The sequence below is a fragment of the Leptospira vanthielii serovar Holland str. Waz Holland = ATCC 700522 genome (genome assembly GCF_000332455.1).
GTDB classification, from domain to species: Bacteria; Spirochaetota; Leptospiria; order Leptospirales; family Leptospiraceae; genus Leptospira_A; species Leptospira_A vanthielii.
On the sequence record NZ_AOGY02000065.1, the window covers coordinates 178756 to 198647 of the forward strand.

The 19892-nt window shown below is 39.4% G+C and carries 16 protein-coding genes, 1 tRNA gene and 1 pseudogene; 15 read left to right on the top strand and 3 right to left on the bottom strand.

All coding sequences use genetic code 11. From position 1 onward, the window contains the following. Position 1 precedes the first annotated feature (1 nt). From gspD to gspN, 11 genes are read left to right on the top strand one after another with little or no spacing between them, the layout of a single operon-like run. A complete protein-coding gene (gene gspD / locus LEP1GSC199_RS15810) occupies positions 2–1762 on the top strand; it encodes a type II secretion system secretin GspD (RefSeq protein WP_002987257.1) in 1761 nt (586 codons plus the stop codon). Next, positions 1759–3435, top strand: a complete 1677-nt coding sequence (gspE, locus tag LEP1GSC199_RS15815; RefSeq protein WP_002987477.1) for a type II secretion system ATPase GspE — start codon at positions 1759–1761, stop codon at positions 3433–3435. The genes gspD and gspE overlap by 4 nt, the downstream gene beginning before the upstream one ends. Positions 3436–3439: 4 nt before the next feature. Continuing rightward, positions 3440–4666, top strand: coding sequence for a type II secretion system F family protein (locus LEP1GSC199_RS15820; protein ID WP_002987194.1), 1227 nt, complete (start codon positions 3440–3442; stop codon positions 4664–4666). Positions 4667–4671: 5 nt separating this feature from the next. After that, positions 4672–5133, top strand: a complete 462-nt coding sequence (locus tag LEP1GSC199_RS15825; RefSeq protein WP_002974101.1) for a type II secretion system protein GspG — start codon at positions 4672–4674, stop codon at positions 5131–5133. Continuing rightward, positions 5108–5740, top strand: a complete 633-nt coding sequence (locus LEP1GSC199_RS15830; protein ID WP_198288792.1) for a type II secretion system protein — start codon at positions 5108–5110, stop codon at positions 5738–5740. The genes LEP1GSC199_RS15825 and LEP1GSC199_RS15830 overlap by 26 nt, the downstream gene beginning before the upstream one ends. Continuing rightward, a complete protein-coding gene (locus LEP1GSC199_RS15835; protein WP_002987065.1) occupies positions 5718–6245 on the top strand; it encodes a prepilin-type N-terminal cleavage/methylation domain-containing protein in 528 nt (175 codons plus the stop codon). The genes LEP1GSC199_RS15830 and LEP1GSC199_RS15835 overlap by 23 nt, the downstream gene beginning before the upstream one ends. Continuing rightward, positions 6245–6889 carry a type II secretion system protein GspJ gene (locus LEP1GSC199_RS15840; protein ID WP_002987219.1) on the top strand — a complete coding sequence of 215 codons (645 nt, stop codon included), beginning with the start codon at positions 6245–6247 and terminating at the stop codon, positions 6887–6889. The genes LEP1GSC199_RS15835 and LEP1GSC199_RS15840 overlap by 1 nt, the downstream gene beginning before the upstream one ends. Further along, positions 6852–7952 (top strand): type II secretion system minor pseudopilin, encoded by a 1101-nt coding sequence (locus tag LEP1GSC199_RS15845; protein WP_232420808.1) that lies wholly within the window; start codon positions 6852–6854, stop codon positions 7950–7952. Before LEP1GSC199_RS15840 ends, LEP1GSC199_RS15845 begins: the two co-directional genes overlap by 38 nt. Positions 7953–7954: 2 nt before the next feature. Further along, entirely contained in the window at positions 7955–9577 is a 1623-nt protein-coding gene (gene pilM / locus LEP1GSC199_RS15850) for a cell division protein FtsA (protein ID WP_002987326.1), read from the top strand. Next, positions 9577–10101 carry a hypothetical protein gene (locus LEP1GSC199_RS15855; RefSeq protein ID WP_002987159.1) on the top strand — a complete coding sequence of 175 codons (525 nt, stop codon included), beginning with the start codon at positions 9577–9579 and terminating at the stop codon, positions 10099–10101. Before pilM ends, LEP1GSC199_RS15855 begins: the two co-directional genes overlap by 1 nt. Position 10102: 1 nt before the next feature. Further along, positions 10103–11065, top strand: a complete 963-nt coding sequence (gene gspN, locus LEP1GSC199_RS15860; RefSeq protein WP_002987212.1) for a type II secretion system protein GspN — start codon at positions 10103–10105, stop codon at positions 11063–11065. A 239-nt stretch (positions 11066–11304) separates the two neighbouring features. Here the strand turns inward: gspN and LEP1GSC199_RS15865 are convergent, their stop codons facing one another. Then, positions 11305–14925 (bottom strand): vitamin B12-dependent ribonucleotide reductase, encoded by a 3621-nt coding sequence (locus LEP1GSC199_RS15865; RefSeq protein WP_002987310.1) that lies wholly within the window; start codon positions 14923–14925, stop codon positions 11305–11307. A 221-nt stretch (positions 14926–15146) separates the two neighbouring features. Here LEP1GSC199_RS15865 and LEP1GSC199_RS15870 point away from each other — a divergent pair. After that, a tRNA-Asn gene (locus tag LEP1GSC199_RS15870) sits at positions 15147–15222 on the top strand. Positions 15223–15240: 18 nt separating this feature from the next. Next, positions 15241–15978 carry a L,D-transpeptidase family protein gene (locus tag LEP1GSC199_RS15875; protein WP_002987373.1) on the top strand — a complete coding sequence of 246 codons (738 nt, stop codon included), beginning with the start codon at positions 15241–15243 and terminating at the stop codon, positions 15976–15978. A 231-nt stretch (positions 15979–16209) separates the two neighbouring features. Here the strand turns inward: LEP1GSC199_RS15875 and LEP1GSC199_RS15880 are convergent, their stop codons facing one another. Continuing rightward, entirely contained in the window at positions 16210–17676 is a 1467-nt protein-coding gene (locus LEP1GSC199_RS15880; protein WP_002987375.1) for a flavin-containing monooxygenase, read from the bottom strand. 376 nt (positions 17677–18052) lie between these two features. Here LEP1GSC199_RS15880 and LEP1GSC199_RS15885 point away from each other — a divergent pair, with 376 nt between their 5' ends. Together LEP1GSC199_RS15885 and LEP1GSC199_RS15890 are read left to right on the top strand one after the other, a co-directional pair. Next, positions 18053–18382, top strand: coding sequence for an ArsR/SmtB family transcription factor (locus tag LEP1GSC199_RS15885; RefSeq protein ID WP_039927069.1), 330 nt, complete (start codon positions 18053–18055; stop codon positions 18380–18382). After that, positions 18369–18856, top strand: a pseudogene (locus LEP1GSC199_RS15890) (SRPBCC domain-containing protein). Before LEP1GSC199_RS15885 ends, LEP1GSC199_RS15890 begins: the two are co-directional and overlap by 14 nt. A 262-nt stretch (positions 18857–19118) precedes the next feature. On the opposite strand, the gene LEP1GSC199_RS15895 reads toward LEP1GSC199_RS15890, so the two are convergent. Further along, positions 19119–19727, bottom strand: a complete 609-nt coding sequence (locus tag LEP1GSC199_RS15895; RefSeq protein WP_039927071.1) for a hypothetical protein — start codon at positions 19725–19727, stop codon at positions 19119–19121. Between the last annotated feature and the right edge of the window lie 165 nt (positions 19728–19892).

Here is a 19892-nt window from a genome sequence, read left to right on the forward strand (position 1 = left end):
AATGAGAAATCGTCTTCCTTTAGTAGTACTGAGTATTTGCCTATATGTCTTTGTCACTCCTAGTTTTTCACAAGAGAAAGGGAAACCAAAGGCCAAATCTTCCCCAGAACCTGCTAGTTTTACGGCGGATTGGAGAGATACAGAACTCAAAGATTTCCTTATGGGAATGAGTGCCATCATCAAACGAAACATTCTCATTGATGATGCTGTGAAAGGGAAAAAGATTACCATCATCTCGCAAAAACGAGTGAAAATTGAAGACGCTTACGGATTTATGAAATCTGTTTTAGAAACGCAAGGGTTTGGTCTTATCGAAGAAAACGATCTCATCAAAGTTGTCAAAATCAAAGACGCTCTAGCCAAGTCACCCATAGTTCGCATAGGGAAAGATCCTGTTTCCGAAGCGGATGTATCACTCAACAAAACTATTACACAAATTGTTCCCTTAGAATTTTCAAATGCTGCGGAACTTGAACCAATCCTAAAACGGGTAACATCCCCAGATACCGATATCATCATTCCAAAAAATCAAAACACACTGATTTTTTCTGGTTCCACATCGGACATCAACAAATTACTCAAGTTAGTTGATAATTTGGATGTTCGTGCCGATGGGCCTGGATCCATTTCTTCTGCGGGTGATATCCATATTTATACTTTAGAATACAATGAAGCAGAGAAGTTGGCTGCCATTTTGGTGAAATTGGACATGCCTGATGCTCCTACGGCTCCGACACAGGGTCCTCCGGGAGAACCGGGTGCTGATGGCAAACCGGCACCACCACCACAACCAGTGGCCCAACCAGCAAAAGTTCCTGGTAAACAAGATAAAATTAAGGCAGTGGCTCACAAAGAATCGAATTCTTTGATTGTAACGGCTTCTCCTCAAGAATGGGAAGAAATCAAAAAGATTATTAAAATTTTAGATACTCCCAGAAAACAGGTGTTACTCGAAGTACTCATTGTCGAGCTTAGTTCCACTGACCTAAACGATTTTGGTATCGATTGGCGTTACCAAGAGTTGGCTTATGGACAGTTTAACACGGGTCTTGCGGCGCAAGGGGGAGTAATCGATAAAAATGGTCGACCTACCAACGTAAACACTCTTTCTGGTTTCTCTCTTGGTTTCATTCGTCGCGGGGGTCAACAAATCATTGGTATTTTGAATGCCAACTCGACCAACGAAAATTTTAATGTATTGTCAGCGCCACAAATTCTGACCTTAGACAACCAAGAAGCGGAAATCAATGTGGGGCAAGATGTTCCGGTGCGAACTCAGAACAGGAATGCTGGTCTTGGGGGAGATAATGCGGTAACAGTGGCAAACTTTGAATACCGGCCAACAGGGATTAAACTCAAATTCACTCCCCATATCAATAAAAATAATCGCATCACTCTTGATCTTTACCAAGAGATAAAAAACGTAGCGGGAATTTCTTCCGAAGCTACGGGGGGAAACCCAACGTTTAACAAACGTGATATCAAAACAACCATTGTTGTGGACAATATCCAAACGATTGTGATTGGGGGACTCCTCTCCAATGACAAACAAAAGAAAGTGCAAAAGATCCCAATTCTCGGTGAGATTCCCTTACTTGGAACACTATTCCGCAGAACCACCAATCAAAATCGTAAAACCAATTTGATGGTGTTTTTAACACCACACATTCTGGACGACCGAGACAAATCGGATCGTATCACCATCCAAAAGAAAAATGAACAAGAAAGGATGGTCGACGAACGAGAAAAGAAATTACGATGAGAAAGAGTTTAGGTCAAATTCTATTAGAAGATGGGATCCTTACCATAAAGGATCTCGAAGACATTTCCAAACAACAGGAAAAAACCAATCTTCCTATTACTCATATCATTCAGAAAAAAGGTCTCGCTTCTGAAACTGACATCTTAAAAGCCTTATCCAAATTACATAGAATGGATTTTGTCGACAAACTTGAGTTTGTTGCAAACGAAGAAGTATTTGGAAAAATCCCCTTAAAACTCGTCCAACGCTCCAAAATTGTACCGGTTTCTGTCAAAGGTAAAAAAGTAATCGTTGCTACCTCTGACCCCACAGACCTCCACCCCATGGACGATATGCGTTCCTTCTTAAAAGGTTACGAAATCCAATTCGTTCTCGCAACGGAAAACGAAATTATGAGGATCGTTCACTCTCAGTTCGACAAAACCACTGCCGAAGCCAAAGAGATGATGGACGAGATGGATGGGAGTTTTGGAGATCTATCGGATGCATTCGAATCCGATGCACTTGATCTTTCGAACGAAGCTCCTATCATTAAAATGGTGAACGTGATTTTATCACAAGCCGTTTCCGAAAGAGCCTCGGATATCCACGTAGAACCTTTTGAAAAATCGCTGGTGGTTCGATATCGTGTTGATGGGGTTTTACAGAAAGTTTTAAATCCGCCTAAGTCCTATTTGGCGGGGATCTCTACTCGTATCAAAATCATGTCGAATTTGAACATTGCGGAAAACCGTTTACCGCAAGATGGTCGGATTAAACTACGGTTAGCTGGGAAGGATGTGGACGTCCGGGTTTCTATCATTCCATGTCAATTCGGGGAACGTATTGTAATGCGGATTCTCAATAAAACAGATCAAAAGTATTCGATAGAAACCATGGGTTTTAATAAAGAAATCCTAAAAGATTTTAAAGAACTCATTTATAAACCTTATGGAATCATACTAGTAACGGGGCCAACAGGATCCGGTAAATCAACAACTCTCTATTCTGCGTTATCGGAAATCAATACAGAGGAACGAAATATCATTACTTGCGAAGATCCGGTGGAATACCAGATGGATGGGATTTCCCAAATGCAAATGAACGAAAAAATTGGCCTTACCTTTGCTGCGGGCCTTCGTTCTATTCTTCGCCAAGATCCGGATGTGGTAATGGTAGGGGAGATCCGCGATGAGGAAACGGCAAGGATTGCGATTCAAGCTTCCCTTACCGGTCACTTAGTTTTTTCTACCCTCCATACAAACGATGCTTCCGCAGCTGTGACAAGGCTTGTGGATATGGGAATTGAGCCCTATTTAATTACAAGTTCCGTTCTTGGATTTATGGCGCAAAGGCTCGTACGTGTGATTTGTAAAGATTGTAAAACAAGTTATAAACCAACCGACAAAGATTTAGCAGGTCTTGGAATCCAGAGAAAAGAATTAAAAAATGGAGTCTTATACCGCGGGAAAGGTTGTGCCTCCTGTCTAAACTCTGGATACAAAGGGCGAACAGGTTTGTATGAACTACTCATAATGAATGATGAAATCAAACGAGCTATTTTGCAAGGTGCTGATTCCAATCGAATCAAAGAACTTGCGATTAAAAATGGACTAGCAACACTACCAGTATATGGTAAATTCAAGGTAATTGAAGGTGTGACTACGCCGGAAGAAGTACTCCGGGTATCATAGTTTTATGCCACTTTTTACTTACGTTGCATTTAATAGAAAAGGCAAAGAAGAAAAAAACATCATCGATGCGGTGAATCTTCAAGCGGCACGTAACAAGCTTAAGGCGAAAGGTCTTTACGTTCGTTCCATACAAGAAGACCGTGAAAAAGAAGAAAGGGAACTTTTTCCTTTTTTGTCCAAGTTATTATACCGAATCCCAAGAAAAGATGTGGGGCTTTTTTGCAAACAATTGGGAACGCTGATTGGTGCCGGGATTCCGTTGGACAAATGTTTACTTTCCATCATTGACCAAGTGGAAAATATTTATTTCAAAAAAGTTCTAATTGAGATGCGAGCCGACATCACGGAAGGGATGAGTCTTTCTGAGTCCATGAAAAAACACAAAACTGTGTTTCCTGACCAGTACCCCAGTTTAATTTCTGTCGGTGAATCTACAGGAAACTACGAAGACACCTTGCACAGATTAGCTGAACTAGAAGAAAAATCTTCGGAATTAAAATCAAAAGTCCAAGTGGCCATGATTTATCCCATGATTATGGGTTTGTTATCTCTAGGTGTTTCGATTTTTTTACTAGTTGTGGTCATTCCACAAATTGAACAGTTGTTTGCTTCCTTTGATGCAAAACTTCCCCTTCTTACGAGAGGTGTTATCTTTTTATCCTATATTCTTACAAACTATTGGTTTTTTATATTAGGTGCGATTGCAGGTGGGCTTCTTGGATTTATGAAATGGAAAAGTTCAGGGGAAGGGAAAAAAACTTGGGATAAATTTCTTTTGAGGTTGCCTGTGATCGGAACCTTACTTCGTAAAATTTTAGTTTCCAATTTTGCAAGAAACCTATCCATTCTTCTGATGAACCGGGTTCCACTGATTGTATCTTTGAATATTGTATCGGATGTTGTCGGGCACACCGTTTTTAAAGAAGAAATTGAAAGTGCTATCATCAAAATCAAAGAAGGGGGGAAACTTTCTGATTCCTTACAAGGATCACAAGTCCTTCCCCAGATGGTTCTCGGGATGCTCAGTGCCGGGGAAGCATCCGATAAAGTTCCCGAAATGATGAATAAACTCTCGGAAATCTATGAATCCGAGGTCGACACGGCAATAAAATCTTTGACCCAATCATTAGAACCAATGATGATCATTGTAATGGGTGGAATTATTTTTACCATTATGGCGGCGATTATGACGCCAATGTACAAACTAACTCAAGAAATCCAGGGGATGTAGAGTTTATGAAAACTAAAGGGAAACACAGAAAGATTCGTGAGGGACTCACACTAATCGAGATTACCGTGGTAATGCTCATTTTAGGATCACTCATGGCAATTCTTTACTCCAGTATCGGAAACCGGGGTGAAGGCGAAAAAAAATTGAAGCTGAAAAATGACAGTGCCGTACTCAAAACTGCACTAGAAAGGTATTTAGAAGTTTATGATAAATATCCATCGGAAGAACAAGGTTTGCAGGCTTTAATCGAAAAACCAGATGATGATAAAATCGGTGACGATTACGAACCTATCATTCGTGAAAAGGCAGTTTTAAAAGATCCGTGGAAAACACCTTATGTGTTAAAGTTTGAAGGAGCTGTTCCTCAAATTGTGACGTTAGGTGATGATAAAAAAGAAGGTGGAGAAGGAAAAGGTAAAGATTTTAATATCCTTTCACCGGATGATTACCCGGCCGCTTTCCGATAAAATACCGGTTCTGAAAACCAAACGGAAATTACGCGATGGTCTCACTTTGATTGAGATCGTCGTAGTAATCTCCATTCTTGGTCTTATCATGGTGATTGTTGGTGGAACTCTCCGTAACCTCATCATTCCTTCCACAGAAGATATTTCTGTTAAGTTACAAGAATCCTTTAAGTTCGGATACAACAAAGCGCAATTAACCAATCAAGCTGTTCTATTCAAATATGATTTCGAAAAAAGAGATTACCAGTTTTTTCTTTTAAAAAGAGAAGAAGGTGGATTAGAAGAAGAAGCTATATTAAAAAAAGTTACCCTTCCTTTTTATTCAAAAATTGTTAAAGTAAGGGACGTAGCTGGAAAACCGAGGTCGGAAGGAAAACTTCATATTGTTTTTACCCCACAAGGTACTACCACAGACTTATTTTTATATGTTGGTTCCGATACAGAGATCAAAAGAACCATTCAAATTTATCGGTATGGTGGTAAATTCAAAATCCACAAAACGGAATACTTTCCGGAACAAGAAACGAACCCCATTCAAAAGATATCTTACGGACTTGACGAACGAGATGAACAAGTAGATTCCAATGCAAAAACGCAATCTAAGTAAACGAAACGAAGCAGGTTTTACACTCTTTGAGGTTACCATTGCAATGGCTATGGCTGCTATGGTGATGACTTATACATACTCTCTTATTGCAGAAGGAATTTCTTATCAGAAAAAAGCAGTCTTACTTGCCAATGCCGTACATTTAGCAAAAATCAAAATGGCTCAAGTGGATTCTTCCACAACCATGCAAACAGATACATCTCGCGGATCGATCGAAGCCTTTCCTGGTTACACCTTTGAAACCGAAATTAAAGAAGAAGAAATGGATCTCCTCAAACTAGCCGGAGGACCAAATGCCGATGCATTGCGTAAAAAAGCACCAAAGGATATGTTAGGTGATAAAGATGTAGGATTCAGTGACCTTATGAAAAAAAGAGGTCAAAAAAAGAGTTTTGAGACAGGTGGCGTTCTAAAAGTTTTTAGAGTGAAGGTTTCTATTTTTTATATGGATGGGAACAAAAAGGAAACGTATAGCGTAGAAACATTTAGGAGTACGAAATACTAATGCTCGTGGTTTCGCGATATAAACGTGGGTTTACCCTGGTGGAGATCTCCATTGTTGTAATGATTATGGCAGTCATTTTCACTGGGATATTCTCTGTTTTTTATACTGCAAATAAAATCTCGAAAAAAGGTGCTTCGAACAAGGGTGCCAACAGAAAGGACATTCTTTATGCTATGGAGAATATCAGGGGGACATTTGCTCGTACTTATTATATAGATAACCAAAAAAGAATATTATTTGTAGGTAAACAAGACGGTGTCACAGGGACAAGAAACGATCGGGTAGTATTTGCGACGGCCAATCCAAATTCGGAAGAAGAAGGGCAAGCTTCGGTTCGGGAAGTTTCCTTTTTTTTACGGAAGATGCCCAATCCAAAAATGGAAGGATTGTCATATCTTATCCGCCGAGAAGATGAAATGATTGATACATTTCCCACTCAAGGTGGCGTAGAACATGTATTACTCGAAAATGTCAAAAGTTTTCAGATGAAGTTTTCTGAACGTGGAGACAAATGGGTAGATGATTGGAATTCCCGAACAACGAAAAAAATTCCAAGGCTTATTCGGTTTGAAATTATATCACTAGTGGGGAATGCATTTGTTAAATATGAATCGCTTGCGCATCCAGTCATTCTCTTCAAATAATAAAACAAAAAAAGGTTTTATGGTCTATCTTCTTGTGATGGCCATTGGTACCGCTTCTTTGTTTACCGCATCCAAATTCTTTGAAGATGCAGCTACAGAATACCGTGTGGCACGGTCCCAAGCCGATGGATTTAAGGCTCATATGCTCGCTAAAGCAGGTTTTATGGGGGCAGTGGGTGCTTTAAAAAAAATTCCGGAAGAAGTTTTATACCAATCGGGCCTCGCAATGGATCCTCCCCCCATTCCGTTAGGGGGTGGCGTTATCTATTACACAATGAGTCCCGAAGACGGAAAAATTAACATCAATTCTTTAGTAAAAATTTACGATGACCAACCAAACCAGCGAACTATAGAAATGGTCACTCGTCTCTTTTACCAATTTGGATTAAAACGAGAGATGATTTTTCCGATTTTGGATTGGATTGATGAGAACCACCAGGAAACTGGTGGGGGCGCCGAACAGTACTACTACAACCGGCTTTCTCCAGCGAGAAAAATCAAAAATGCTCCGTTGTATTCTCTCTCGGAACTCTTAGGGGTCAAGGGATTCGATCGGTCCGTAGTTTATGAAAGTTTGAAGCCGAAGGATTATGATAAAAATAATTCCAAGGACTTTATGACTGAGGAGGAAAGAGCCCTTCGTTCCGATAAAGACTATGTGCTCTCAAATAATATTACTGCTTACCTTCCTGCGGGTGATTCCTATGATGACCGGATCAATATCAACACCGCACCCTATTTTGTCCTAATTTCCCTTTCCGACTTTATGACCAAACAGGCCGCTATGAAAATTTTGAAACTCAAGTTGCAGAAAGGAGGCTATATTAAAGAATTGAAAGATCTGGAGACCGAACCTGAATTCCAAGTCAAAACAACGGGGGATTTAACTCTGTATAAGGAACTGGCAGGGGAGGGAACAGATGTCTCTGGTGGGCGTATTAAAACCAAAGGCGAAATTTATAAAATCACAGGGGTTGGGATTATAAAGGATAAAGTGGTTCGAAAGGTTTCTGGTCTTTTTGACCTAACCAAAAACCAGATGTTATACTATACTGAAGATTAATTATGTTATCATTTGACCAATACCTAGCTATCGATTATGGTTCGACGTTTCTAAAAGGAGTCCTTTTTAAAAAAGTACTCGGGAAAGTGGTGATCCTTCGAACGGAGAGCCTTCCTGTTGTAGAACTGGACGAATCCGAAGGGGATCCCTTCGAATACAATATCATTCGTTTCATTCAAAGTTTTTTTCCTGAGGAAAATCGTTTCCTTCTCAATTTGGGAATCCACAATCTTTTTGTTCGTGACCTAACTGTACCTTTGGTTTCAGAAAAAGCCATCCAAGAAGTATTACCCTTTGAAGTTGAAAACTTAGTTCCTTATCCTATGGAGGAACTGGAGGTCATTGGCAAAACTTGGAGATCGAATAAAGAAAACTCGGATGTCATTTCTTTCAATGTCCACCATTCTGAACTCCTGCGTGCGTTAAAACCGTTTGCTAAGGGAGATCTTTCTTTATCTTGTTTATCACTGGATTCCTTTGCCCTTTCTTCTTTGGTAACAAAAAACTATCCATTGTTACTTGCGGAACAAACGATTCTCCAACTAGATCTTGGTGGAAAATATAGTATTCTTAATATCCTATTTGAAGGAAAACTTCGTCATACCCGCCAAATTTATATTGGTGGTGAAGATGTGAGTTTGGAAATTGCCAATCTACTAAAAATCGAATTAGAAGATGCAAGGCTACTCAAGGAATCACTTCCTGTTGGATTCCTTTTTGAAACAATCGAAAAATCAGAAGAAACAAACTTTCTATCTCGATTTCATATCACAGCCACTCAGTGGAAATCCCTTCGAAAGTTTATATTAGCAAAAATTGAACAGCTGATCCATGAAGTGGAAAATAGTATCTTCTCACTTCCCGAAACAGAAAGACCAAACCTTATCCTTCTCTCCGGAGGGGCCAGTTTGTACCCAGGTCTTACTGCCTATTTGGAAGAAAAGTTAGGAATTAAAACTGGCCGTTATGAATTTTTAGGCATAACTGATCCAAGTTTTGTGACGGCAGTTGCTACAGGAACGCACTTTGAATCCCGTAACCGAGTCAATTTTTTGGAAACGGGATTTGCAAAAAAAATTCACACCAATAGGTTTAAATTATCTGCTTTCAAACCACACCTAATCCTCGTAAGTATTTCATTAGTATTATTGTTTGGCGTGTTTATTATCGGAATTGTTTTAGATAAACGTAAAATTGCAGCCAACAAACAAGTATTAATTGAAAAATACAAAAATGGGATTGGTGGAGAACTGGGAGAGGATGAGGATCCGCTGAAACTCGCCTCTGACAAACTAAAAGCAGAACGAAAGAAAACTGAAATCTATCGTTTGTTCCTTTCCCAGGAAAGTGTTTTGGATGTTTTGAACGAAGCCACTGAACAATTTCCTTCCCCAGAGGTATTACCGTTTATTTTGGATCAGTTTAATTTTGAAGAAAAAGAAATCCAAATTTACGGTAGGGTCAATGAATTTGGGGAAATTGGAACCATCCAATCTGCGTTAGAAAAATCCGAAAAATTTACCAATATACAAATTCAAAACAAAAGACTGATCACTGGAGTGAATAAATTCAAAGTCAGTTTTAAAATCAAAATGGATGTTGTGACTCCGAAGGATGAACCGTAATGTTTGATCGGCTCAATGATAGAGAACGTGTTTTAGTCACTGGTTTAATTAGCTTTGTAGCTTTACTTGGGATTTATACCATTATCACTTTATTTTCAGATTTGCGAAATAGTCTTACAGAAGAAATTTTTGAAACTAGAACACAGGCAACAGAACTTGATCGAGTGATTCGAGAATATAATTATTTGCGTGGTTTACAATCAGGTGGAAGTGAAGAAGACGTGAGTGTCATGTATTCCAAACTCGATCAGATTTTGGTTCGATACAATTTGAAAGACAAAGTCCAAACAATGAAAGATACAAGTAATGTAATCCAAAAGGATTATAACAAAATTACAATCGATGTATCGTTTCGCTCTGTACTTTTGCAGGACATTATTAAACTTGTATATGATATAGAAAAGAACAAACAAATTCAAGCAAAAGTAGACTTACTCAGTTTTCGAAAGCCGTTTGCTGAAAAAGAGATATATGATGTGAACTTGAAAGTTTCATCGTATAGTCGTTTATCGAAAGGGAAATAATATGCCAAAAGAAACTGAATTGGAAGAAGATTTTCTTAACGAAGAAGACCAAGAGATTCAAGAAAGTCTTCTGGAAGACGACGGTGATTTGTTTGATGAGGATGGTGATGAAGAACACTCAAAACTAAATCGCAATCAAATTTTTTCACTTGTGGCCATTACTATTTTATCCTTTTTCGTATTTACTCTATTTATATTTCCGTTGAGCGAAATTGTTCGCTCTGTTTTGATCAAAACAGGTAAAGAAACCGGAATCTTTATGGATGCAAAAGAAATCCATTTCCCTATGATTGGGAGAAAGTCTTTTGATAGTTTTGTTGCTAGTTTCCCGTCTGGCACTTCAATTAAAGCAGAAGAAATTAGTTTGGGAGTTTCTTTATTCGGTCTTCTCCAGTCCAGGTTGGAAGGAGATGCAAACATCGGGTATTTTAGTTTTGAAGGAGGTGAGTGGGCTGCAGGTATCCAAACTTTGGATATTCCCCTCCGTTTGTCTTCGATAGATGATAAAGTTACTAAATGGAATGGGGAAGGAGAAATTGACTTATCTGGTGGAAAAATCAAAGAATCCGCAGAAATCCCATTTTTAGGCAGCTTAAAAGGAACTGATATTCGTAAGGCGAATATTGTTTTTAAGATTCGTTCCGGTAAATTACTTCTGGAACGAGGAAGTTTAGAGTCATCTTTTGCTAAATTTCAATTCCAAGGTGTGGTTCGTCTTTCGGATACTTTAGCTTATTCTCAGTTAGATCTAAAAGTGTGTTTCACTTTGACAGAAAAATTTGCCCAGGAACGACAAGACTTAGTCGGTATGTTGGCACTTCTTCCGCAGGAAGGGGGAAAAACTTGTATCCCAATCCGAGGTACTTTTTCGTCTCCTAAAGTGGACCTTCCCAACTTAAATCAGTTAGGTGGTTCGGCACCAAAAGCAGAAGAGACTTCAATTGAACCGGCTCCCGTTCCGTAATCTATCTTAAATTTCCAATTTTATAAATGAATTGAGAACAATAAAAACAAGCAGATAATCCTTCTTGTTTTTATACTAGAATTTGATTTTCTCTTTAGGATAAGAGGGAACAAAAACACCAATGACCACCTATGTTTAGATAAAAAAAAGACCTAAACTTAAAGCTTAGGTCTTTTTTTCCTTCACCCAAACCCTAAATTGCATTGCAATCAGAGTTTGGTTATTTTTGTGGAGTTAGCTTACGAACAACCAGTAGTGGATCCGCAAGAGATACACTTGAGGCAAGCACCGTTACGAACCATCTGGAAGGAACCACATTCTGTACAGGAATCTCCTGTATAACCTTTGGTTCTGGCCTCTGCGATGATTTTAAGAGTTGCCGCTGCCGATTGTGCTGCGGTTGGTTGTGTTGTACCACCTGCCACTGCCACCGGTTCTGGTTTTTCTTCCAATACAGACTTCATCGAAATAGGGGCAACATGTAGCGGAGCACGAAGTCCGCTACTTTCCTGCTTTCCCACTAGATCTTTGCTTGGTTCTGCTTTCCTTCCTACTTCATCAGTTCTTAGATCTTCAGGAGATACTTGTGCCAAGTCGTATCTACCAAGGTAAGTGATGGCAAGTTCTCTAAAGATGTAATCGATCACAGAGGTTGACATCTTAATATGAGGGTTGCCAGAAACCATACCGTTTGGCTCAAATTTGAAGAATGTAAATGCTTCTACAAATTCTTCTAAGGGAACTCCATGTTGGAGGCCAAGAGAAACCGCAATCGCAAATGCATTCATTAAAGATCGGAAAGCCGCCCCTTCTTTGTGCATATCGATAAAAATCTCACCGATTTGGCCATCTTCGTATTCTCCTGTGCGAAGGTATACTTTGTGCCCCCCAACCATAGCTTTTTGCGTATAACCTGCACGACGGTGTGGGAGTTTTCTCCTTTCCGCAATGTATTTATAAACAAGTTTTTCTGCCACTTCTGTTACGGTTTTTGGAGCAGAGGAAGTTTGGAGTTCTTCCTCTTCTTCTCCCACAGCACTTAACAACTGAAATACGGAGTTAAGTGGTTGTGAAAGTTTAGATCCGTCACGGTAAAGTGCATTAGCTTTGATCATCACTTTCCAAGACATGAGGTATGCATTTTTCACATCCTCAATGGTTGCCTCCTCGGGAAGATTGATCGTTTTGGAGATAGCACCCGAAATGAATGGTTGAGCCGCAGCCATAATTCGGATATGTGATTGATAAGATAAAAATCGTTTTCCGTATTTTCCACATTTGTTTGCACAATCAAAAACTGCTAAGTCTTTCTCTTTGATGAAAGGTGCATTTTCGATGGTCATCGTTCCGCAAACATAATCGTTTGCTTGTGCGATTTCATCTGCTGAAAATCCCAATGTTTCCAAAAGGTTAAAACTCATGGAGTTGTAAACGGTCGAATCGATTCCCAACGTTTTAGAAAGGAAATCTTCACCTAACGTGAATTTATTGAATGCAAATTGGATATCGAAAACGAAGGGAAGTTGTTTTTCGAGTTTTTCCAAAACATCTTCTGTAAAACCTTTTTCTTTCAAACGAGCCGTGTTCACACCCGGTGCTCCGTTGAATGTCGCATGGCCTTTACAGTAGTTGACTATCGCATCTTGTTCGGCTTGGCTATAACCAAGTTTTTTCAATGCAGCAGGAACGGATTGGTTGATGATTTTGAAATAACCACCACCAGCCAATTTTTTGTATTTCACAAGAGCAAAGTCCGGTTCAATCCCTGTAGTATCGCAGTCCATAACAAGGCCAATGGTTCCAGTAGGTGCAATCACTGTTACTTGTGCGTTGCGATATCCATACAATTCCCCAAGTTCTAGGGCTCTGTCGGAATCTTCTTTTGCTGCTTCGAGTAGGTAAGAAGGAAGAAACGATGGATTGATTCCCACCGGAGTGATGGTGAGGCCTTCGTATTCTTCTTTTGGTGCATTGTAAGCGGCACGTCTATGGTTACGAATCACTCGGAGCATATGGTCTTTGTTTTTTTCGTATCCAACAAATGGTCCGAGTTCCTTTGCCATCTCTGCCGAAGTTGCATACGAGGACATATGCATAATGGAAGAAATTGCACCAGTGACAGCCATGGCTTCTTGTGAATCATAAGGGATTCCCATGATCATAAGCAAAGAACCAAGGTTAGCATATCCGAGTCCCAAAGTTCTGAATTTGTAGGATAGTTCGGCAATTTCTTTGGAAGGGAACTGAGCCATAAGCACAGACACTTCTAAGATGATGGTCCAAACTTTGTTTAAGTAGCGGTATCCTTCTACGTCAAAGGTTCCGTCTTCTTTTAAGAATTTAACAAGGTTTGCGGAAGCCAAGTTACATGCCGTGTTGTCGAGGAACATATACTCAGAACATGGGTTTGAAGCATTGATGGCACCGTCTTCAGGACATGTATGCCATTCATTGATCGTGCTATGATACTGTGTTCCAGGATCTGCAGAATTCCAAGCGGCATTCGCAATTTTTTCCCAAAGGTCACGGGCACGTAGTGTTCTGGAAGGTTTTGGTTCCCGACCCGCAGCACGAGCTCTCTCTTTTTCTGTTCGAAAATAGAGGTTAAAAGGAAGATCTTTTTCGACTGCTTCCATAAACTCATTTGTGATTCGAACTGAGTTATTGGAATTTTGGCCAGAAACAGTATTGTATGCTTCGGACTGCCAGTCAGTGGTTAACTCTTCAAAGAGCAGGTCTTTGTATCCTTGTCTGGATAAGTCAATCACTCGTTTGATGTAGTTGTCTGGAACAAATGCCTTTCTAGCCTTTTGGATCGCTTTTTTGAGATCCCCATTGACAGTGGGGTCGTAGGTGCCTTCACCAAGTGTTTGTTTGGCGGCTGAACAAGCAGCCATAATATCGTTTAAAAGGCGATTGTTAAGGATTGATCCTGTGACAAGGGATGCCACTTTTTTCTCTTCTTGGACTTTCCAATCAATGAATTCTTCGATGTCTGGATGGTCCATATCAAGGCATACCATCTTCGCTGCACGACGAGTGGTTCCCCCAGATTTAATCGCACCAGCGGCTCTGTCCCCAATCTTTAAAAAAGACATGAGGCCGGAACTTTTACCACCGCCAGAGAGTGGTTCATTGGCAGAACGTAAATTTGAGAAATTGGTTCCTGTTCCCGATCCGTATTTAAAAAGACGAGCTTCACGAACCCAAAGGTCCATGATTCCCCCTTCATTGACTAAGTCGTCATCCACAGATTGGATAAAACATGCATGAGGTTGTGGGTGTTCGTAAGAAGAGGCAGATCTTACAAGCTTTCCAGATTTTGGATCCACATAATAATGTCCTTGTGACTTTCCATCAATTCCGTAAGCCCAGTGAAGTCCTGTGTTGAACCACTGCGGGGAATTGGGTGCAGCCATTTGACTTGCGAGCATAAAAATAACTTCTTCATAGAAGACACGAGCACTGTCTTCATCGGTAAAATAACCGTGTTTATAACCCCAATAAGTCCAACATCCCGCAAGGCGGTGGAACACTTGTTTGGAATCAGATTCTCCTACAAACCTGTCTTCAGGATTGAGGGCGATGAGTTTTTCATCATCAGGAACCGAACGTTGTAGCCATTCGGGGATTCCTTTTTCTGCAATTTTTTTGAGATATTTGGGAACACCTTTCCGGCGAAAGTATTTCTGCGCGAGGATATCTGTTGCTACTTGTGACCAAAAATCCGGAACTTCGACTCCGTTTGCCTCAAATACAACGGATCCGTCCGTATTCGTAATTTTAGAATCCTTACGGACCCAAGTAAGATTCGGGTACAAACCCTTATTCCCTTTGGTAAAATGCCTCTCAATTTTCATGCAGACCCCATCTACAACAACATATACAATTTCTATTTTTTTCCCCTACCAGGAGTGGAGAGGATTATGTCACAATGAGGGAATCTTTAGTTGGAAACATCCATTTTTTAAGCTAAGGAAGCCTGATTTTTTAGAATTTTTTCAATATTTCTGTAAGCTCTGAATGTTTTTTTTCGTTGACCTAGCGACCTTCCTACGTAGCATGGTCACAGATTCGAGATTCCCCTTTAGCTCAGTCGGTAGAGCAAATGACTGTTAATCATTGGGTCGCTGGTTCGAGCCCAGCAGGGGGAGCCAATCGTTTCTGAATGAGTTTTGAAACCCATCGGCTCGCAAAAAATCCCTCTCGTTTTCTTAAACTTCCTAGGGTTCTCCCCAGATTTCAAGCAGATTCCGCACCAAAAACCCAAATCTATCATTGTTCTTTTTAGTTTTCTCTTTTTTCTTTGCCAATTCCCTCTTTCCAGTGAAGGGAATTCTCCGCCAGAATCTCCCCTTTGGAACTCAGAACAGATCCTTTTCATTACCGCAAGAGCCGGTGAATCTACGGGACATTTAGATTTTTTTACTCTAAACGAGGGAGAATGGACTGCAGTGGTCGAAAAAATACCCGTGCGTCTAGGACGAAATGGGCTCATCCTCAAGGAACTAAAAAGAGAAGGGGATGGATACACTCCAGCAAGTAGTTATCCCATCCAAAGGATCATTGGAAAACAAAAAAGGAAAATTCGAAATTTAGAATACACTCAAATTCGAAAAAACTACTACTGGAGTGATAACCCTAAGTCAAAAAATTACAACCAAATGATCAAACACCGCGAAAAAGAGGCAGTGGCACTTTGGAATTCTTATATTTACGATTTATTTGTAGTGATTGAACACAATACAAATCCTGCTATTTTGGGAAGGGGAAGTATGTTATTCCTTCATGTTTGGAACGAAGATAACCCAACATCAGGATGTGTGGGTGTCTCAAAAGAAGTTTTGGAGACTTTAGTTTCCGTGTTAGATGGTAATAGGAAACCTAGTATTTCCATCCAAATTTTGGATTGAGGAAACACTCCCTACGCCACCGATCGGAGTGAAAATCCTTTGCAAAAGCAAAGATTGGAACGGAGAGCGGGATCGCATAATGGTTAAAATTGTTATTTTAATTAGATTTGCGAGGCACAAAAATTAAATTTTCTATTCTTGATAATTTGAATATTCTGAAAATATAAAAAACCGGCATTTGTAGTCAATACCGGAAAAATATGTTGTTTAGGTTTAGAGTTGATTAGAAGATTAAAAAGTTTTTACTGCAAAGTCTTTGTAGTCAGGTGTTTTCATTTCCTTTTCCCACTGACTCCAAGTATAGGGCCACATCGCAGGATCTCCGTCTGGGTCCAAATACCAACTTTGACAGCCGCCGAGCCATACCGTACTACCCATACCAGCTTTGAGATAAGCTGCAAATTGTTTTAATGCTTCTTCTGTAGTTTCGATTTCGTCAAATTTCTTTTTTCTCCAATCGTTAATCACTTTCATAACATATTTGGTTTGGACTTCGCTCATCGCAATTACTGAGAAGTTTCCAATTGGTGTATTGGGTCCCAACATAAGCACAAAATTAGGAAAGTGAGGAATGAATAAAGACCTGTAGGCTTGGACTTTCTTTTTCCAAACTGTATCGATGTTAATTCCATTTTTTCCAGTTAGGTTCATTGGTCTCATAAAGTTGAATGGATGAAATCCTGTCGCTAGGACTAAAATATCCAATTCGTGAAGTGTTCCGTCCTTTGTAACAACTCCTTTTTCGGTAATTTTTTCAATACCTTCGGTAACTAAATCTGCATTCGGTTTTTGGATGGCATCATAGAATGTAGAGTTTACAATTACGCGTTTGCATCCTACCCGATAGTTAGGTGTTAGTTTGGCGCGGAGTACGGGATCTTTAATGGAATTTCTGAGATTCCGTTTGCAAAGAAAACTCATAAGTAAATGAGGGATTTTTTTACCAATCACTGCTTTAGAGAACGTTTGTTCTACGGCAAAGGTATACCATTTGTGGAATCGCTTTAATATATTTGTATCCTTTCTCCAACGTTCTTTTTCCTTTTCGGAATAATTGGTATCGGGAATTTGAATGATCCATTGCGGTGTTCTTTGGAATACGGAAACTTTTTTCCCCACTTTGATCAATTCTGGAATGACTTGGGCTGCTGTAGAGCCTGTTCCGATGATACCAATTCTTTTTCCTTTTAAATCTACAGAATGATCCCATTCGGCTGTGTGAAAACATTTACCTTTAAAGGAACTTAGTCCTTGGATCTCGGGCCGGGCAGGGTGGTGCAAAATTCCTGTTGCGGAAATTAAAAAATCGGAAACGTATGTTTTTCCTTGGTTGGTTTTAGTAGTCCACTTTCCATTGTTATATGATGCTTCGCTAACTGCTTCATTGAAGTGAATTCTAGGAGTTACTTTGTATTTATCGCTGACTCGTTTGAAGTAAGTTTGGATTTCATCCCCATGGGCAAAACGGTGGCTCCACTCTGGATTTGGTTCAAAACTATAAGTATACATATGAGCAGGGATGTCACAGGCAACACCTGGATAGGTGTTTTCTCTCCAAGTTCCCCCTAGATCATTTTTTTTCTCTAATATGGTAACATCCGTGATCCCTGCTTTTTCTAATTCAATCGCAAGTAGAATGCCAGTCATCCCAGCACCTATGACCACAACGGAAGGATTTCTAAGAAGTGATGTTGTCATTTATTTCCTCATTTCGTAATTTGTTCGAACTTTCTTATGAGAACATTGTTCCGAAATTCGCAACTGAGACAGAATGACATCAGTTTGGGATTTGTTTGCAATAAAAAAAACATATGTGTGATAAAAAAGAAAATTTGAATTTTTAAATTAGAATCATAGTGATTCTAAAAAAATAAAATGAACGCTATCCAAATCGGTTCAGGGAAATTCTGCATTAGATTTGTTAGGCGGTCTATGGTACCTTGCCGCAGGTATTTCTTTTTTTCCATTTTGTTTCTCGTCTGTCGGGATCAGTGCAAATTTTTTTCGGAAAGACAGGAGCAAAAAACATATTTAAGTATTTACTTAATTAAGAAATATATTAATAATGCATTCAATGAATGCTTTTGCTGCTTTAGCAGATGATACGAGAAGGGATATTGTAAGGCTCGTGGCCAAAAATGGAGAACTTACTTCCACAGAAATTAGCCAGAATTTCCAGATGAGTCCTCCTGCAATTTCGCAACATCTGAAAGTGCTAAAAGCAGCAAATGTCCTTCAGGTGAAAAAGGATGCTCAGAAACGTATCTACAGTCTGAACCAACAAGGAATGCAGGAAATGGAAGCTTGGATTACCGATATCAAAAATCTTTGGACCAAACGTTTAGACAAACTGGATCGCTACGTGCTCAAACTAAAAATGGAGAGATCCCATGATAAAAAATAATACAGAGACAGTCATAGAAAACAACAAGGTTACTTTACTTATAAACGATATTTTGATGTACCGGCTGACTTACTTTTTGAAGTTTGGTCGGAGGGGGAACACCTTACAGAATGGTGGGGCCCAGATGGCTTTACGTTAACGATTCAAAGATTAGATTTTTCCAACGGTGGTATTTGGGAGTTTGTGATGCATGGTCCTGATGGACATGATTATAAAAATAAAATTCAATTTATCGACATTCAAAAACCTCATTTCATTTCGTATAAACATTTGGGGGATGGCGAGGGTGATGAAGACGTAAATTTCCAATCAAAAATCATTTTTGAAAAAGCTGGCAATGGAACAAATCTCGTAATGGAGCAACAATTCACCAGTAAACAAGAGTTAGAAAGAGTAAATGAGAAGTATGGAGCCATTGAAGGTGGAAAACAACACATCGGGAATTTGGCAAAGTATTTGGAAAAAATAAAGTAGGGGATCCTTGATAGATTTTAGCGATTAGGAACCTGAAAAAACATGTCCATCAAACATATCTATAAGGCGTTCGGAATTCCTGGATGCCGGTAGGTTACTAGAAATTCGAATGGATATTTTCGGTTTTCTTTTTTTGAAATCCCATGATTGCCACAATTCATTATGATTCTAAAACTTGTGATCAAGATGAGTTTGTAAATATGATTCATATACTGCCCGAACTGTCCGTGTAAGGTGATCCTATAAATGTGCAGAAAATAAGTTAATACACAGGAACTGGATCCCAATACCGACATTGAATCTCCTCACTTTGTCGATATTTTTTTCTATCCCTTCTCTGTGCCCAATAACAGGTGCCGTCAACAACACTTTCTGGCCAATAATCATCTTCCCTCCAATGTTTTCTATCTTTAATATTGGAATATTTACCTGCCACCCAAGGACTGTTTCTATTAGCTTTCTCTTTAATTGTATGATCTATGATATATTGTTGAACAATTCCATCTTTATCAAAGAATATATGAATATAGAGATAATCCATACCTACATAGCCACCATTTGGTAGAGGGGCCGTTAAGTAATTTACATAGGCGATAATTTTTTTCATTTCAAACTTTCTTCCCAGGATTTCTTTAGTGATTGGTTTTTTAAATGTCTTCCTTAACCAGGGCTTAGGATAAATTTCGAGTAATTCTTGTTCTGTGGTTTTTCCAATTACTGGCAATTTGTTTGGATCATATTGGAATTTTTCTGGTCCGTCGATTATATCTCCGGCAAAATCAGGATCATTTTTAGAAAACAACCCACATGAAAGTGCAGATAAAATCATAAGAATTGTTACGAACTTTATCAATAAGGTGTGTTTTTTCATTTCTTTCCTCTATCTATTTCCCCCACGAAAGTAAGCCTTAAGAAAAGATCACCTGTAAACGAGAAATCGTTTCCTTTACTAGAATTTGGAGTAGATTTTTAGATGATGCAATGACCTGTGTTCCTCTGTAGATTCTTACGCGATGCAACTTGTTACTTCCCATAA

What these genes read in the sequence shown, in the direction of transcription:
- LEP1GSC199_RS15845 (WP_232420808.1), top strand. Translation starts at nt 6,852, where the DNA reads ATGAATCGCTTGCGCATCCAGTCATTCTCTTCAAATAATAAAACAAAA.
- LEP1GSC199_RS15825 (WP_002974101.1), top strand. Translation starts at nt 4,672, where the DNA reads ATGAAAACTAAAGGGAAACACAGAAAGATTCGTGAGGGACTCACACTA.
- LEP1GSC199_RS15885 (WP_039927069.1), top strand. Translation starts at nt 18,053, where the DNA reads ATGAATGCTTTTGCTGCTTTAGCAGATGATACGAGAAGGGATATTGTA.
- LEP1GSC199_RS15895 (WP_039927071.1), bottom strand. Translation starts at nt 19,727, where the DNA reads ATGAAAAAACACACCTTATTGATAAAGTTCGTAACAATTCTTATGATT.
- gspN (WP_002987212.1), top strand. Translation starts at nt 10,103, where the DNA reads ATGCCAAAAGAAACTGAATTGGAAGAAGATTTTCTTAACGAAGAAGAC.
- LEP1GSC199_RS15855 (WP_002987159.1), top strand. Translation starts at nt 9,577, where the DNA reads ATGTTTGATCGGCTCAATGATAGAGAACGTGTTTTAGTCACTGGTTTA.
- LEP1GSC199_RS15835 (WP_002987065.1), top strand. Translation starts at nt 5,718, where the DNA reads ATGCAAAAACGCAATCTAAGTAAACGAAACGAAGCAGGTTTTACACTC.
- LEP1GSC199_RS15865 (WP_002987310.1), bottom strand. Translation starts at nt 14,925, where the DNA reads ATGAAAATTGAGAGGCATTTTACCAAAGGGAATAAGGGTTTGTACCCG.
- gspD (WP_002987257.1), top strand. Translation starts at nt 2, where the DNA reads ATGAGAAATCGTCTTCCTTTAGTAGTACTGAGTATTTGCCTATATGTC.
- LEP1GSC199_RS15840 (WP_002987219.1), top strand. Translation starts at nt 6,245, where the DNA reads ATGCTCGTGGTTTCGCGATATAAACGTGGGTTTACCCTGGTGGAGATC.
- pilM (WP_002987326.1), top strand. Translation starts at nt 7,955, where the DNA reads ATGTTATCATTTGACCAATACCTAGCTATCGATTATGGTTCGACGTTT.
- gspE (WP_002987477.1), top strand. Translation starts at nt 1,759, where the DNA reads ATGAGAAAGAGTTTAGGTCAAATTCTATTAGAAGATGGGATCCTTACC.
- LEP1GSC199_RS15830 (WP_198288792.1), top strand. Translation starts at nt 5,108, where the DNA reads ATGATTACCCGGCCGCTTTCCGATAAAATACCGGTTCTGAAAACCAAA.
- LEP1GSC199_RS15820 (WP_002987194.1), top strand. Translation starts at nt 3,440, where the DNA reads ATGCCACTTTTTACTTACGTTGCATTTAATAGAAAAGGCAAAGAAGAA.
- LEP1GSC199_RS15880 (WP_002987375.1), bottom strand. Translation starts at nt 17,676, where the DNA reads ATGACAACATCACTTCTTAGAAATCCTTCCGTTGTGGTCATAGGTGCT.